The following is a 13,740-nucleotide window of genomic DNA, read 5'->3' on the forward strand; positions in this document are numbered from 1 at the left end:
ATCACTCGGTCTTGGGCGCAGGCACGGATGTGATGCGGGTTACCCTCGGGGGAGCCGGGTGCGGGAAATTCGCCCGCCCGGATCTGTGAGGGCGAAGCCGAATAACTTAGCTATTCGACTACAACCGCCCCATGAACCTCGTCGTCTCACGTGCATTCTTTAAGGTGGGGTGGATGATCACAACCTGACCATCCATCCGCTCTCAGCATTGCAGTTCTGATTATGGAATGACGGCAAAGGGTCAGTACGCTCGGTATCAGCTGATCGAACATATCCCAGAATGATATTGGCCAAAAGTATAATTTGTTTCGCATCGGCGTGGGCTTGCACGGACAACAAAAATCCGCATTATTCCCCTGCAAAATGACACATCAGGAGAAGATTCATGAGCTGGAAGACACCCAAGATTCGTGAGATCGCGCTGGGCGCGGAGATCAACTGCTATGCCTGCGCGGAACTGACCGCCTGAATTTCCCATGAAAATCATTGTCCTGGGGGCGGCGGCCGGCGGTGGCTTCCCTCAGTGGAATTCCAATGCGCAAGGGTGCCGGCGCGCCCGCAGTGGTGATCCAGCCGCGCCGGCCCGCACACAGGCGAGCGTTGCGGTCAGCCGGGACGGGGTGCGCTGGTTCCTGCTCAATGCCTCTCCTGACCTGCGGCAGCAGATCAACGAGACGCCCGCGCTGCATCCGCGCCATGGCCTGCGCCATTCCCCAATCGCGGGCGTGGTGCTGACCGGCGGCGATGTCGATGTGATTGCGGGACTTCTGGCCCTGCGCGAACGGCAGGCACTGACCGTCCATGCGACGCAGCGCATCCATGCCGTGCTCGACGCCAATCCTATCTTCGAAGTGCTGGCGCGCGATGTCGTCACCCGCAGCGTCGAGTCGCTTGATGCGCCCTTCGCGCTGGAGGAAGGGCTGAATGCCCGCTTCTTTGCCGTGCCGGGCAAGGTGCCGCTTTATCTGGAAAGCGGCAGCGAGCCGCCGCCGATGTTGGTCGATGACACGACGGTTGGCCTGGAAATCACCGAGGGAGAGTGCCGAATGCTCTTCATCCCCGGCTGCGCAGCAATGACGCCGGAACTGCGGAATCGGCTGGAGGGCGCGGATATCGCCTTCTTCGACGGCACGCTCTGGCGCGACGATGAGATGGTGGCAGCGGGCATCGGCCAGAAGACCGGAAAGCGCATGGGCCATATGAGCCTGAGCGGGCTGGACGGCACCGTTGAAGCCTTCCGGTCGATCAAGGTCGAGCGCAAGGTCATTATCCATATGAACAATAGCAATCCCGTCTTGCTGGCCGATAGTCCCGAGCGGGCCGAGGCCGAGGCGGCGGGCTGGACCGTCGCCCATGACGGCATGGCATTCACGATCTAAAGGACATGAGGTGAGCGAGAGGCTGCTTTCCCCCGACGAACTGGAAGCCGCGCTGCGCCAGATCGGTGCGGAGCGTTACCATATCCACCATCCCTTCCACCGTCTACTGCATGACGGCAAGCTGACCCGTCCGCAAGTGCAGGCCTGGGCGCTCAATCGCTATTATTATCAGGCCGCCATTCCCGCCAAGGACGCGACGCTGATGGCACGCCTGCCCACGATGGAGGAGCGGCGCGAATGGCGGCGGCGGATCGAGGATCATGACGGCACCGCCGACAAGCCCGGCGGCATCGAGCGCTGGCTGAAGCTGGCCGAGGGCGTGGGTCTCGGCCGCGCCATGGTGGAAAGCGCGGCCCATATCCTGCCCGAAACGCGCTTTGCCGTCGACGCCTATGTCCATTTCGTGCGCGACCGCAGCTTGCTTGAAGCTGTGGCCTCCTCGCTGACCGAACTTTTCTCGCCCACCATCATCGCCGAGCGGGTGTCGGGGATGCTGCGTCATTATGACTGGATCACGCAGGACACGCTGGCCTATTTCACACCGCGTCTGACACAGGCCCCGCAGGACAGCGACTGGGCGCTTGCCTATGTGAAGGCCCATGCCGACACGGCGGAAAAGCAGCAGGCGGTGCTGGCGGCGTTGCGCTTCAAATGCGATGTGCTCTGGTGCCAGCTCGACGGGTTGTATTTTGCCTATGTGGCGCCGGGAATGATCCCGCCGGGCGCTTTCGTGCCGGACGAGAGGGCATGACCGACGAAGCCGCCATTCCCGCTTTTCGGCGCGGGGTGAAGTTTCGCTTCGATGCCGTGCGCGATGCCTGGGTGCTGCTGGCCCCCGAAAAGCTGTTCATGCCCGACGAGATTGCCGTCGAGATTTTGAAGCTGGTCGATGGGGAACGCTCGATCCGTGCGATCGTCGATGACCTGGCAGACCGCTTTGATGCACCGCGCGAGGTGATCGCCGCCGACGTGATCGCGGTGCTCGATGATCTTTCGGCGCGCGGCGGTATCCAGCTATGAGCGCGCTGGCGCCACCGCCTGATCGGATCGCGGCTCCGCCGCTGGGGCTGATCGCGGAGTTGACCCACCGCTGCCCGCTGCAATGCGCCTATTGCTCCAATCCGCTCCAGATGGACGCGCCCAAATCCGAGCTGTCGACCGAGGAGTGGTTCCGCATCCTCGATGAAGCTGCCGCCATCGGTATATTGCAGGTCCATTTCTCTGGCGGCGAGCCGATGGCCCGGCGCGACCTCAGCGCCCTCGTCGCCCATGCGGCCGGTGCAGGGCTGTACAGCAATATCATCACTTCGGGCGTACTGCTCACCGACGCTGCCATGGCCGAGTTGCTCGCCGCCGGGATCGACCATATCCAGCTCAGCTTTCAGGATGTGCAGGCGCCTCATGCCGACCGCTTCGGCGGCTATCGCGGCGGCCATGAAAAGAAGCTGGAGGCCGCCCACCGCATCCGCGAGGCGGGCCTGCCTCTGACCGCCAATTTCGTCATCCACCGCCAGAATATCGAGCGGGTGGAAGAGATGATCGCGCTGGGCGAGGAATTGGGCGCCGAGCGGATCGAGGTGGCGCACACCCAATATTATGGCTGGGCGCTGCTCAACCGCGACGCGCTGCTGCCGAGCCGTGAGCAGCTCGAATATGTCAACGGCGTGGCGGCGGCGGCGCGGGAACGACTGAAGGGGCGCATCGTCATCGACTATGTCGTGCCGGATTATCATGCCGCCTTGCCCAAGGCCTGCATGGGCGGCTGGGGCAATCGCTTCATCAATATCTCGCCCTCAGGCAAGGCGCTGCCCTGCCATGCGGCGGAGACTTTGCCCGGGTTCACCTTCCCTTCGGTGCGGGAACACGGGCTGAGCGCGATCTGGAGCACATCCGATGCCTTTGCCCGTTTTCGCGGCACCGACTGGATGCCCGAACCCTGCCGGGGGTGCGATCAGCGGGAGATCGACTGGGGCGGCTGCCGCTGTCAGGCGCTGGCGCTCGCGGGAGACGCGGCGCGCACCGATCCAGCCTGTCATCTCTCACCGGATCACGAACTGATGAGCCAAGCTGTCGCGGCTGCCGCGAACGCGCCGCTGGACCTTGTGCCCCGCAGGCTGCATCACGCGTGAGATGAACCACCTGCGCAGCTTCTACCCGCCCATTGAACCCTATGAAACCGGCACGCTGGATGTCGGTGACGGCCATGTTCTTTATTATGAGCGCAGCGGCACGCACGGTGCCAAGCCGGCCGTCTTCCTGCACGGCGGGCCGGGCGGCGGCATCTCACCCCGGCATCGGCAATTGTTCGATCCCGCGCTCTATGACGTGATGCTGTTCGACCAGCGGGGTTGCGGCCGGTCGACCCCGCATGCCGGGCTGGAGGCCAACACAACATGGCATCTGGTCGCGGACATGGAAAAGCTGCGCGCCCTGATGGGGGTGGAGCAATGGCTGATCTTCGGCGGCAGTTGGGGGTCGGCGCTGGCGCTGGCTTATGCGCAGACCCATCCCGAGCATGTGAGCGAACTGGTGTTGCGCGGCATCTTCACCGTGCGGCCATCGGAACTGGACTGGTATTATCAGTTCGGCACGTCCGAAGTGCACCCGGAAAAATGGGAGGATTTCGTCAGACCCATCCCGGAGGATGAACGGCATGACCTGCGCGCCGCCTATCGCAAGCGACTGACGTCCGACGATGAGGCGGTCCGGCTGGAGGCAGCGCAGGCCTGGACGTTGTGGGAAGGGCGCACGCTGACCCTGTTGCCCGATGCCAATATCACCTCCGGCTTTGAGAAGCCGCATTTCGCACTCGCCTTCGCCCGCATCGAAAATCATTATTTCGTGCATCAGGGTTGGCTGGAGGATGGTCAGTTGATCCGTGACGCGCATAAATTGCGGGGTATCCCCGGCATCATCGTTCAGGGGCGTTATGATCTGGTTTGCCCTGCCCGCACCGCGTGGGAACTGCACAAGGCCTGGCCAGAGGCGGACTTCCATCTCATCGAAGGGGCGGGCCATGCCTTCACCGAACCCGACATTCTCGACCGACTGATCCGGGCGACGGATGCCTATGCGCGTATGCCGCATCGGTGAGCGGCATGGACGCGGTGCCTGACGGCCTACCGGCACCGCGCCGCCATTGGGCACTTATCGGTTTGTGGATCGGCATGGCGATGTCGGTGATCGACGCCGCCATCGTCAATATCGCCTTGCCGCTGATATCGTGGGATCTGCATGTCAGCGCGTCGCTGGCAACATGGGTGGTGACCGCCTATCAGATTGCCATCGTCATGACCCTGCTGCCCGTAGCCGCTTTGGGCGAGCGGATCGGATATCATCGCGTCTATCTGGGCGGGCTGGTCCTCTTCACTCTCATGTCGCTGGGCTGTGCCGTCGCGTCCGGCCTGGAAATGCTGGCCGTCTGCCGTTTTGCACAGGGTCTGGGAGCTGCGGCGATGATGGGCGTCAATGGCGCGCAAATGCGCTTCGTCTGGCCCAAAGCTCTGCTGGGACGAGGCATCGGCTATAATGCGGTCGTCATATCCGGTAGCGCAGCCGCAGGACCAGTGCTGGCCGGGTTGATCCTGTCCTTCGGTAACTGGCCCTGGCTGTTCCTCATCAATCTCCCCCTTGGCCTCATCGCGCTCGTATTGGGCATGGGCTTTGCTCCACAGACGCCGTCCGTAGCAAAGACGTTCGACTGGAAAAGCGCGCTTTTCAATGCCGTTATGTTCGGTGCCCTGTTTCTGGCGGCATCGGATGCGGTGCATGGCGATCTGTCGTTCCGGCTTGCCGGCTATTGCCTGCTGGGAGGCGTGGCCGGCATGCTGCTCATCCGGCGGGAACGATCCCGCCCGCGCCCACTGATCCCCTTTGATCTCATGGCCATCGCCCGCCTGCGCCGCGCCTATGGCGCTTCGGTCTGTGCCTTTGTTGCACAGATGGGCATGCTGGTCTCCCTGCCCTTCCTGCTGGTGGAATATCTGGGGCTTGGCGCTGCGACGATCGGCCTGCTTGTGCTGCCTTTCCCAATCGGGATTGCCATTGCCTCCCCGGTTGCGGGCCGATTGGCGCGAATGGATCGGGGCGGGGCAATCAGTGCCCTGGGCCTGTGCCTCATGGCCTCAGTTCTGATCGCTATCACCCTTCTTCTCCCTGCCCGACCTCCCTTGGCGCTTCTGATGATTGCGATAGGATTTTGCGGCATTGGTTTCGGCTTGTTCCAACCACCCAATAATCTGGTGATGCTGACCACCGGTCCGATGGACCGCGCTGGCGCTGCGGCCGGAATGCTATCCTTGTCCCGCCTGCTTGGGCAAACGGCAGGAGCGCTGATAGCAGCTTTGGTCCTGCGCCTGCTTGGACCGGGATCATTGATGGCGTTTCATGTAGCCGTTTTCGTGGCTCTAGCCGCTGCCTACCTGGCCTATCGTCGATAGGACCCATCCGGCGCGCGACGGGTCTGATATGGCAAGCGGTCGTAGTCAACCGACTCGAATAACGCTGCTATATCCGGCCGTACTGTGCGTTTTCAATGGGATCGCCTGCAGTTCAAGCTCATGGACTCATCTAAGCATTATAAGAAGCTGTCCATCAATTCATCGTTAATAACATTTCAACCCAAGCCGAAGATAGCATCGCTCGTCAGCCTGGGCTGAAGGGGATCAATATGGCTGACAGTGCCATCTCATAAGGAATTACAGCCGTGAACATGCTCGTCCACGACAACGCCTTCAGCCAGTTCGCCGGGGATACAAACGGCGGGGGCGATACTGCGGTTTATCAGACGTTGCTCGAATCGACTCAGGCGATTCCATGGAGGATCGATTGGGAGACGATGCAGTTCACATATATAGGCCCGCAGATCGAAAAATTACTGGGCTGGCGTCAAGATAGCTGGATCACGGTTCAGGACTGGGCCACCCGCATCCACGACGAAGATCGCGAAAGGGTGGTCAATTTCTGCGTCTCGCAATCACAAGCGGGGATCGATCACGAAGCGGATTATCGCGCACTGACCGCATCGGGCGGCACCGTCTGGATCAGGGATGTGGTGCATGTCGTACGAAAGGCCGATGGTTCGGTCGACAGCCTTGTCGGGTTCATGTTTGACATCAGCGAGCGCAAGCGAACCGAAGAGCGGGTGCTGGAATTGCAGAAGAAACTGGAGGTTCTGTCGTATACTGATAGCCTGACGGGGATCGCCAACCGGCGCTCGTTCGATACACGACTAGAAAATGAGTGGAAGAATGCCAGGCGCAGTGGCCAACCACTCTCATTGATCGTGATCGATGTCGATTACTTCAAGCAATATAATGATTTCTATGGGCATACGGAAGGCGATGCTTGCCTTGGTCAAATTGCTCGGGCGCTGCATGGGCTGGCAAAACGCCCGCGGGACCTCGCGGCGCGGCTTGGTGGAGAAGAATTTGCTCTGCTGTTGCCCGAAACCGACGCAGAAGGTGCGCAACGTAGCGCACAACTCTGCGCCGACGCGATCGCAACCTTGCGGATTCGCCACGAAAGATCGGACGTCAACAGTATCATCACCGTCAGTTTGGGTGTAGGCACGATCACCGTCGGTGGTGAGGGCAGTCCACGAGAATTCGTCGCAGCGGTCGACCACTTGCTCTATGCCGCCAAGCGCAATGGCCGGAACCGATTTGAGTGGGCGAGAATGCAACAGACCGGCTTTGACCCAATCTCGATAAACGATAAACCGCTGCCAGCGCGGGGCGGTGTATTGGGTGGCGGTCAGGATTAACTCATAGCCCCTCCCATCCAACGGCTCTTCTTGATTTTCCGGTCCGTTCATCGCAGCCCGGTTCGCCGCGTGCCATTCGCGCGCGAACTGGCGCCCTATTGCGGCCACGATCCGGAGGATGCGTGGATCTGGTCCGTTCTTCTCCTCCGGGGCGTCGCCGTCATTCGCTGGTACCGGCCTCTCGCCATCGGCGGGAGCATCATTGCTTCCCACCTTTCAGCGGTTGCGCCGACACCTGAACGGTTTGAACAACTCTATCACGACCTTCCGAACCATATCCCGCCTGAAGAGAATGGCTGAATACATCGCGGCCGAAGCGAGCGATCAAATGCCCGGCTACGCCGTTCCTGTAGCGGTGCTGGCGCGATGCGGCCGGGCTATGATATACGCCAATCGCATCCCAATAATCTCTCGTCACCGCCAGGCCCGACAGGAATATCCATCGCGCCGCCTGCACATTGAAGCAGGGATCGGTGACCAACCAGTGCCACACGTTGGCCGGCGATCGGCCGACCAGAACCGAAAGCCTGGGTACCCAGAAACTATTGATCTGAAGTGGACCAAGATCATGCGTGCCGTTCGTGTTTGCGATTTCTGCACCGATCCAGCCTGCTTCTTGATCACGAAGGCCCCAGAGCGTTCTCTCAAGCCAGGTACGACCGCCTGAAGCTTGAACGATGCATGCGCCCAGCCTGGCTTCATGATCGGGCTGCGAGAGAGGCTTTGCAAAAGCGGGCGTAACCGCGCCGAGTATGATTGCGATGATCGCGGTGAACTGGTATCCGCTCGGATCAGCGATCATGCTCACCTCCCCGATTTTCCCGGTTGGGCTGCGATTGCGCCGGTGCTGGATGCGGTACAACGACCCGCCCGTCGGATTTCGCGCGTCCTGGGGAGCGTTCAGGAAGAGATCGTCGCTGCTCTACAAGCGACACGATCCACTGGTCGAGAGATTGCACTGCCGACTGCGCGCGACCGGTCAGCCACGCGGCCATGCCCTTTGGTTCTGGTCTGGAGCGACGCGCGCGGTCCGCCGCTCTGCGTTCCTTGCGTGCTTCCCGTTCGGCTCGTTGCTCATCGCGCAGGCGCCCCCAGCGTTCGCCTTGGCCACTCGCCCTCCCCTTAATGCTGTCGCGATCAAGACGTCCCAGCCCTTCCAGAGAGGACGTCTTCTCGCCTGAGCGTTGCTTGAGCTTCTCGGCCAAGCGTTTCCGATCTTCGGTCCAGAGCTTCACGCCATATTTTGCGCGAGTGATCGCCGTATAATAATTCTGCCCCGTTACGAGAGGTGAATTGACCGGCGCCAATATATAGACGCGATCATAGGTTTTGGATTGCGCGGAATAGACTGTCTCGGCATAGCCATGGTCCCAGGTCTTGTACCGGGACAAATCGACCATCTGAACTTCGCCGCTGCGATCCCACCTGATCGTGGCAACATGGCTATCCAAGTTCTCGACCGTGCCGCGCTCGGCATTCTTGATATTGAGATCGTGGTTGACCAAACGCCATTGAATGCGATCACCTGCGGCAAGGTTGCGCGTCTCCTCCATGAACACATTGACCTGGGACGCCCGGCCAATCCGTGGATCCCATGTTATCACCCTGCCATGCTCGTCGACGAGATCGACTGCCTGTCGCCCACGCGCATCGCGGGAAATGCCAACAACGCGGTATTCGGCATCGCGCGCGATCCCTAAACTTGCATTGTCGCGCGAGAAAATGACAACCGCCCCGCGCGAATAGAAGCGCGCAAAATGCTTCTCCTGATCGGTCATCCCGGAAGGGGCCAAAACGGCAAGGCGCGTATCTTCCGCAGCGATCGCTCCCTCGGATTTGAGCGCTTCGCGAACCTTGGTATTGACGATCAGCCTGGTCGCATTTTCGAGGACGAGGATGTTGGTCTTCGCCCGCGTTTCAAACTTCAACTGCGTCCATTCGCTGACCAGCCCTCCTGCAAGCTTCTCGCTGCCCTCCCCGCTCACCACCTTATCGAGATAACTGATGGACCCGACATAGTCCTTCCGTCGGGCCAGCGTGACAGCGAGGTACATCTTCTTCGCCTCCTGCCGGACCGGCTTCAAAAGCTCGGACTTGGACAGGCCCAGCCGCTGCATAAGCCAGAAGGACTTGCCCTGTTCGATGGCCCCGGTCTGGCTGGTGTCGCCAAGAAAGATCAGTCGCGCGCCGGTGTACCGGCTGATCTCCAGGAGCCGGATCGCCTGCCGATTGCCCAACTGACCAGCCTCGTCCACGACCAGGACGTGCCTGTCGTCAAGTTTATGACCACCGCCGGCCAAAAGACTGGCGACGGTGTGGGATTCGATCCCAGCCTTCCTGCCCAGCTCCGCCGCCGCCGATGACGTTGGCGCGAGCGCAAGCAGAGATACCCTGTCTCCGGCTACTTCACGCAGCGCACCTGCAATGGTGGATTTACCCGAACCGCCAACACCCTGGAGGCCAACCACCCGGTCGGAAGATATCCCCAGATGTTCGAGCGCGGCCTGCTGGTCCGGTTTCAACTGGTAACGGGCGCCAGCTTCGCGAAGGGCTTCAACGGTCGCAAGCGGTTTCGCATCATCGATGGCGAGCGCCAAATGGTCGGAGATCGCCAGTTCGAGGCGAGCGGTCCGCCGCGAGGTTCGACCGCGAGTATGGATTTCGTCGCCGGTTGGATAGCGGGTTTCGAGAAGCTTGGTTCGTGCCTGATGCTCCTGCGCAACCGGACGAACATCGGCGAGTCTTACCTCGCCGACGTGCGACGCCAACGCGACCTGCAATAACCGCCCGAGATTGTTGACGGCTTCCTTCCCTTCCGACTGCCGCAGACCGAAGAGCATCGCCCGCGCAGCGACCGATCGCGAGACGTCAATCGAATGTTCTCCCTTCTCCTTCGCCCACGCCAATGTTTCATGCACGGTCTCGGCATGTTTCCCGAGGCGCTCCTCCCAGCCCTTGTGCAGTTCTTCGAGCGAGGCCTTCTGCTTGGGACCGCGCGTGACATAGAAGGCCTGCTGTCGGGCCGCCTGGCCGGTCAGCCCTTTTTCCTTCGCATGGGCATCGATCTGCTCCGCGCGCCGAGACATCTCGGTGATCAGCTTCCCGGGCACCCCCTTGATCTCGAACAGCCCCCGACGCGGATCGAATTCGACTTCATATCCGCGCTCCTTGAGGAGATGCGCCAGTTCATTGCGGTAGACCTGGCCAGCGGCCATTTGCTCGGCGAACATCGCGCGGGTTTCGAGGCTGACTTTCTTTGCGCCGTCCCGCTCGTCGGTGATATTCATCACCACGACATGGGTATGGAGATGCGGGTCCAGCTCTCGCGAGGCATGCTCGGTAAAGCGGGCAAAAATCAATCGCCCGGTCGTCTTTTCGACAATCTCGCCCCTGACGCGATGCCGCATGGTGGCATGTTCTTCAAGATAGGACAGCGCGACACCGACAGCCTGCTCATGCGCTTCAATGATCCGCTGATCGCCCGCAACGAGCGCCATGATCGAAACCGATTTGGGCGCATTGACGGCGAAGTCCCAGCCTGGATGATGCTGGATCGCGCCATTGGCGCGATGCCGGCCGAGTTGCTGATCGCCGACTTTTCCTGCGAGCAGATCCTTGAAGACGGTAGGATCGACCTTTCCCGTCAATCCGAGTTCGGCGGCAATCTTGCCACCCCATTCGGAAGGCTCGTCAGCGCCCTTGGTGTAATAGTCACCGACCGTATAATAGCGGGCGATGCTCGCCGGCCTCCCTTTCAGGCGAATGGGGTTGATCATGCTGGCCTCGCCGCATTACGGGCGCCGTCATGGCGACCATGTTGCCGGAGTTCCAAACCAACGGGCTTGCCGAAAAGGACGAGCGGCGGCGCGCCGGCCGGTTGTTGAGCGCCCCCGTCCACCGAAGAATTTGCGCCATGGGCCACCCCAGGCTGGGGCGGCTCTGCGTCGCCATGTGTATCGTCAGGTGGGGCGAGAGGCAGTTCGGCATCGGGCGGGGAGGGGCGCGGTCGGCGCCGTTGTGCAGGCGTTGTTTTCGGTTTTTTGGGTCCCGATGGCACCTCAGATTTGGCCGGGTTCACCGCTATCGGGACGGAGAGCCGAATGGTTGGATCACGGCGTTCCTCAAATGCCAAACCAATGGAAGGCACCATATTATAGCTGTCCTCGAAACGGACCACCGGCAGGCTGCGCCCAAAGCGGAGATAGCCCATGAGGTTCGGAAGATTGGTGACCTCGGTGTGCATGACCAACGGTCGCGTCACCTGCATGCGCGAGAGGTTCACGCCATCGCGCATATCGTTCACGCCATAGGACATGCCTTCATTGGCTTCGATCTGCTCTACCTGCCCCAGATTTTCCGAAACATGCTTCGCGGTCGGGGTGTCGTTGGCGCGAAGGGCTATCCAAGTTGAGCAATAGCCGGTGATGGCGGCGGCATCCTGGATACCGTAGGTCGCTTCAAGCTGAGGATAAGACTGGAAGCCGAGGATTCCGCATCCGCCATATTTCCGGGCGCGGGCAAGAAAGTCCGAGAGCGACGGCAGTTTCTGGAGCGTCGGCAGTTCATCGATCACACAATATAAGCGCCGATTGCGGTCCGGCGCCATGCTCATAATCGCGCTGATCGCGATATCGAGCCAGACCGTGATCAGCGGCCGCAACGAGGGAAGCTGGTCGGCCTTCACGGTGATGAAGAGCCAGCTGTCATCCTTCTCATTGGCGACCCAATCGCGGATGGAGAGGCCATCTTCCGTGTCGTCGAGATAGGAAAAGCTGCGCATGACAGAGGCCAGCTCGGCCTGGATGCCGGCACTGGTCCGCTCACCCTCTGTCGAGATGAACGCCGCCGCGTCAGTGCCCACGGTAAAGGCAGCCAGGTCCGGGAGCCTCGACCGCAACAGGATATCGAGGAGGATCGAGACGAAGGTGCGCTCCTGCCGGGCTAGCTTGCGCATCACGGCGACCATTGTACCGCGCGCGGCCTTTGCCCAGAAGGGATCCCCTGTCTTTTCCGGGATCGTCGACTCCGCGATCTCGTCATAATGATAGTCACGGGGGACATCGACCCAGGGCGACCAGCGGTCGGATCGGGCGTCCAGCGGGTTCAGCAATATGTCGACTCCCGGGCGATAGAATTTCTCGACGAAGGTGCCGGCCGTGTCATAGACGATGGCGCGCCGCTTCCGCTTGCGGATACCGGCGAGCATCTTGACGATGATGTTGGTCTTGCCCGTGCCGGGGGCGCCGCAGATCAGGATATGCTCCGGCTCGAAGGCGTCCGGCACATTGACACCGCCGATATCGAAACTGCCCCTGGCGTGTCGCCATAGCGCCCGGCGGACCTGCCGGACCGTTCCGAAGCGCGCCCCGCGCAGGAACTGGTTGGAGCCAAGGCCCCGCCCTGTCCGGGTAAAGTAGAACCAGGCCCAGGCGAGCATGGCGAGCGCGAACACCCCCGAGAGCGCAGCCCCGTGGAGCAGATAAATCTCGAAAGCATCGAGCGTCTTGCGGGCGATACCGGACTCAAGCAGCGCTTTGGGGCTCGTCCAATATTGCTGGCCTGCGGGCGCCTTGAAAAGGATCGGGGAGACATTGCCAGGAACGGCGTCCCCCATGACGACGGCCTGCCCGAGCTTCAGCAGGACGAAACGTTCATAATCGGAAGACTTCTCCAGCGCATACCAGATGATGCCGCCGATCCAGATGACAAGCCCGGCGAGAAAGGTCTGGTAGAAAACCTGGGTGGTCATCCGGACGTTGTGGACGATGGCCTGTCCACCTCGTGTCCATGAGCCCAGCGTATCGTGTCGGAAGATACTCATAGGCGGTCCTGCTCGGGATCGAGCAGCCCCCTCTCCCGGAGGAGCCGGCGCGCCTCACTCAGCCCTTTCTGGAGAATGTCCGGCGAGCGCTCACCAACCGATGTGGCGAGAATGGCGAAGGCCTGGATGGCCGTGGCGTGCAGCTCATCGAAACGGGCATGATAGCCCGATGGATCCACTCCCTCGAACCGGTCGAGGATGTCACGGCAATAGGTTGCGGTCCCGAGACCTGCATTGCGTGCCTGAATGGTAAGGCGCGCATAGAGGTCGTCATCTATGCGAATTGTGATGCGTGCCAAGCGGCGGACTCCGTGTCCGACACGCCAGGAATGTGGTGAAGCATCATTCTTTTAGCTTGGTTATCACGTAATATCAATGGTTTAATAAAACTGCCGGCGGCAGCCAGAAAGTGCCAAGCCAAATCAAGCCGTTAGGTCGACAACAGAAGTCACTTGGCAGCCATCGGCAGCCGAGCTGTGCCATGGCGGCTGCCAGCCTGTGCCACGCGAAAGGCGCAGAAATCTGTGGATTTTGGTCCCGCAGCACCCGTGCGTGGGGTGCATTACAATTTACGCCTTTCAGGCGTGCGTCCGGCCTTTCGCATGAGCTTGCGAATGCGCCAGATGATAGCTCGATGCGGCGGGCAACCTACTGATCCTGAACGGTAATTCAAATCCGGATGACAATCGGTGACAGCCCTTCCCTGAGAGCGATGTCCGCCACGTATCAATGCTGCCGATAAGTTCCCCGCGTGTCCTGGGGAACATACCCCGGAC

At 61.0% G+C, this 13,740-nt stretch carries 12 protein-coding genes; 8 read left to right on the forward strand and 4 right to left on the reverse strand.

The window, feature by feature from the left end; translation table 11 throughout:
• Window positions 1-385: 385 nt before the first annotated feature.
• From pqqA to HUK73_RS18595, 8 genes are all read left to right on the forward strand, one after another.
• Window positions 386-469, forward strand: coding sequence for a pyrroloquinoline quinone precursor peptide PqqA (gene pqqA / locus HUK73_RS27270; protein ID WP_176594699.1), 84 nt, complete (start codon window positions 386-388; stop codon window positions 467-469).
• Between the two features lie 7 nt (window positions 470-476).
• The gene (pqqB, locus tag HUK73_RS18565) at window positions 477-1,379 is read left to right on the forward strand and encodes a pyrroloquinoline quinone biosynthesis protein PqqB (protein WP_176593372.1); all 903 of its coding nucleotides are present in this window, start codon (window positions 477-479) and stop codon (window positions 1,377-1,379) included.
• A 10-nt stretch (window positions 1,380-1,389) separates the two neighbouring features.
• The gene (pqqC, locus tag HUK73_RS18570) at window positions 1,390-2,130 is read left to right on the forward strand and encodes a pyrroloquinoline-quinone synthase PqqC (protein WP_176593373.1); all 741 of its coding nucleotides are present in this window, start codon (window positions 1,390-1,392) and stop codon (window positions 2,128-2,130) included.
• Complete coding sequence (pqqD, locus tag HUK73_RS18575) at window positions 2,127-2,399, forward strand: pyrroloquinoline quinone biosynthesis peptide chaperone PqqD (RefSeq protein ID WP_176593374.1); 273 nt, start codon at window positions 2,127-2,129, stop codon at window positions 2,397-2,399. Before pqqC ends, pqqD begins: the two co-directional genes overlap by 4 nt.
• Window positions 2,396-3,508 (forward strand): pyrroloquinoline quinone biosynthesis protein PqqE, encoded by a 1,113-nt coding sequence (pqqE, locus tag HUK73_RS18580; protein ID WP_176593375.1) that lies wholly within the window; start codon window positions 2,396-2,398, stop codon window positions 3,506-3,508. Before pqqD ends, pqqE begins: the two co-directional genes overlap by 4 nt.
• A gap of 10 nt (window positions 3,509-3,518) precedes the next feature.
• On the forward strand, window positions 3,519-4,472 hold the full coding sequence (pip, locus tag HUK73_RS18585; RefSeq protein WP_218036738.1) for a prolyl aminopeptidase: 954 nt from the start codon (window positions 3,519-3,521) through the stop codon (window positions 4,470-4,472).
• 5 nt (window positions 4,473-4,477) lie between these two features.
• A complete protein-coding gene (locus tag HUK73_RS18590) occupies window positions 4,478-5,818 on the forward strand; it encodes an MFS transporter (protein ID WP_255326581.1) in 1,341 nt (446 codons plus the stop codon).
• Window positions 5,819-6,090: 272 nt separating this feature from the next.
• Window positions 6,091-7,143: a sensor domain-containing diguanylate cyclase gene (locus HUK73_RS18595; RefSeq protein ID WP_176594700.1), complete on the forward strand. Its 1,053-nt coding sequence runs from the start codon at window positions 6,091-6,093 to the stop codon at window positions 7,141-7,143.
• Window positions 7,144-7,342: 199 nt separating this feature from the next.
• Here the strand turns inward: HUK73_RS18595 and HUK73_RS18600 are convergent, their stop codons facing one another.
• The 4 genes from HUK73_RS18600 to HUK73_RS18615 are packed head-to-tail and all read right to left on the reverse strand — an operon-like array spanning window position 7,343 to window position 13,263.
• Window positions 7,343-7,945, reverse strand: coding sequence for a lytic transglycosylase domain-containing protein (locus HUK73_RS18600; protein ID WP_176593378.1), 603 nt, complete (start codon window positions 7,943-7,945; stop codon window positions 7,343-7,345).
• The gene (mobF, locus tag HUK73_RS18605) at window positions 7,935-10,919 is read right to left on the reverse strand and encodes a MobF family relaxase (protein WP_176593379.1); all 2,985 of its coding nucleotides are present in this window, start codon (window positions 10,917-10,919) and stop codon (window positions 7,935-7,937) included. The genes HUK73_RS18600 and mobF overlap by 11 nt, the downstream gene beginning before the upstream one ends.
• Window positions 10,916-12,964 (reverse strand): type IV secretion system DNA-binding domain-containing protein, encoded by a 2,049-nt coding sequence (locus HUK73_RS18610; RefSeq protein ID WP_176593380.1) that lies wholly within the window; start codon window positions 12,962-12,964, stop codon window positions 10,916-10,918. Before HUK73_RS18610 ends, mobF begins: the two co-directional genes overlap by 4 nt.
• The gene (locus tag HUK73_RS18615) at window positions 12,961-13,263 is read right to left on the reverse strand and encodes a hypothetical protein (protein ID WP_176593381.1); all 303 of its coding nucleotides are present in this window, start codon (window positions 13,261-13,263) and stop codon (window positions 12,961-12,963) included. Before HUK73_RS18615 ends, HUK73_RS18610 begins: the two co-directional genes overlap by 4 nt.
• Window positions 13,264-13,740 lie beyond the last annotated feature (477 nt).

Origin of the sequence: Sphingobium sp. EM0848, assembly GCF_013375555.1 — a bacterium.
Lineage (GTDB): Bacteria > Pseudomonadota > Alphaproteobacteria > Sphingomonadales > Sphingomonadaceae > Sphingobium.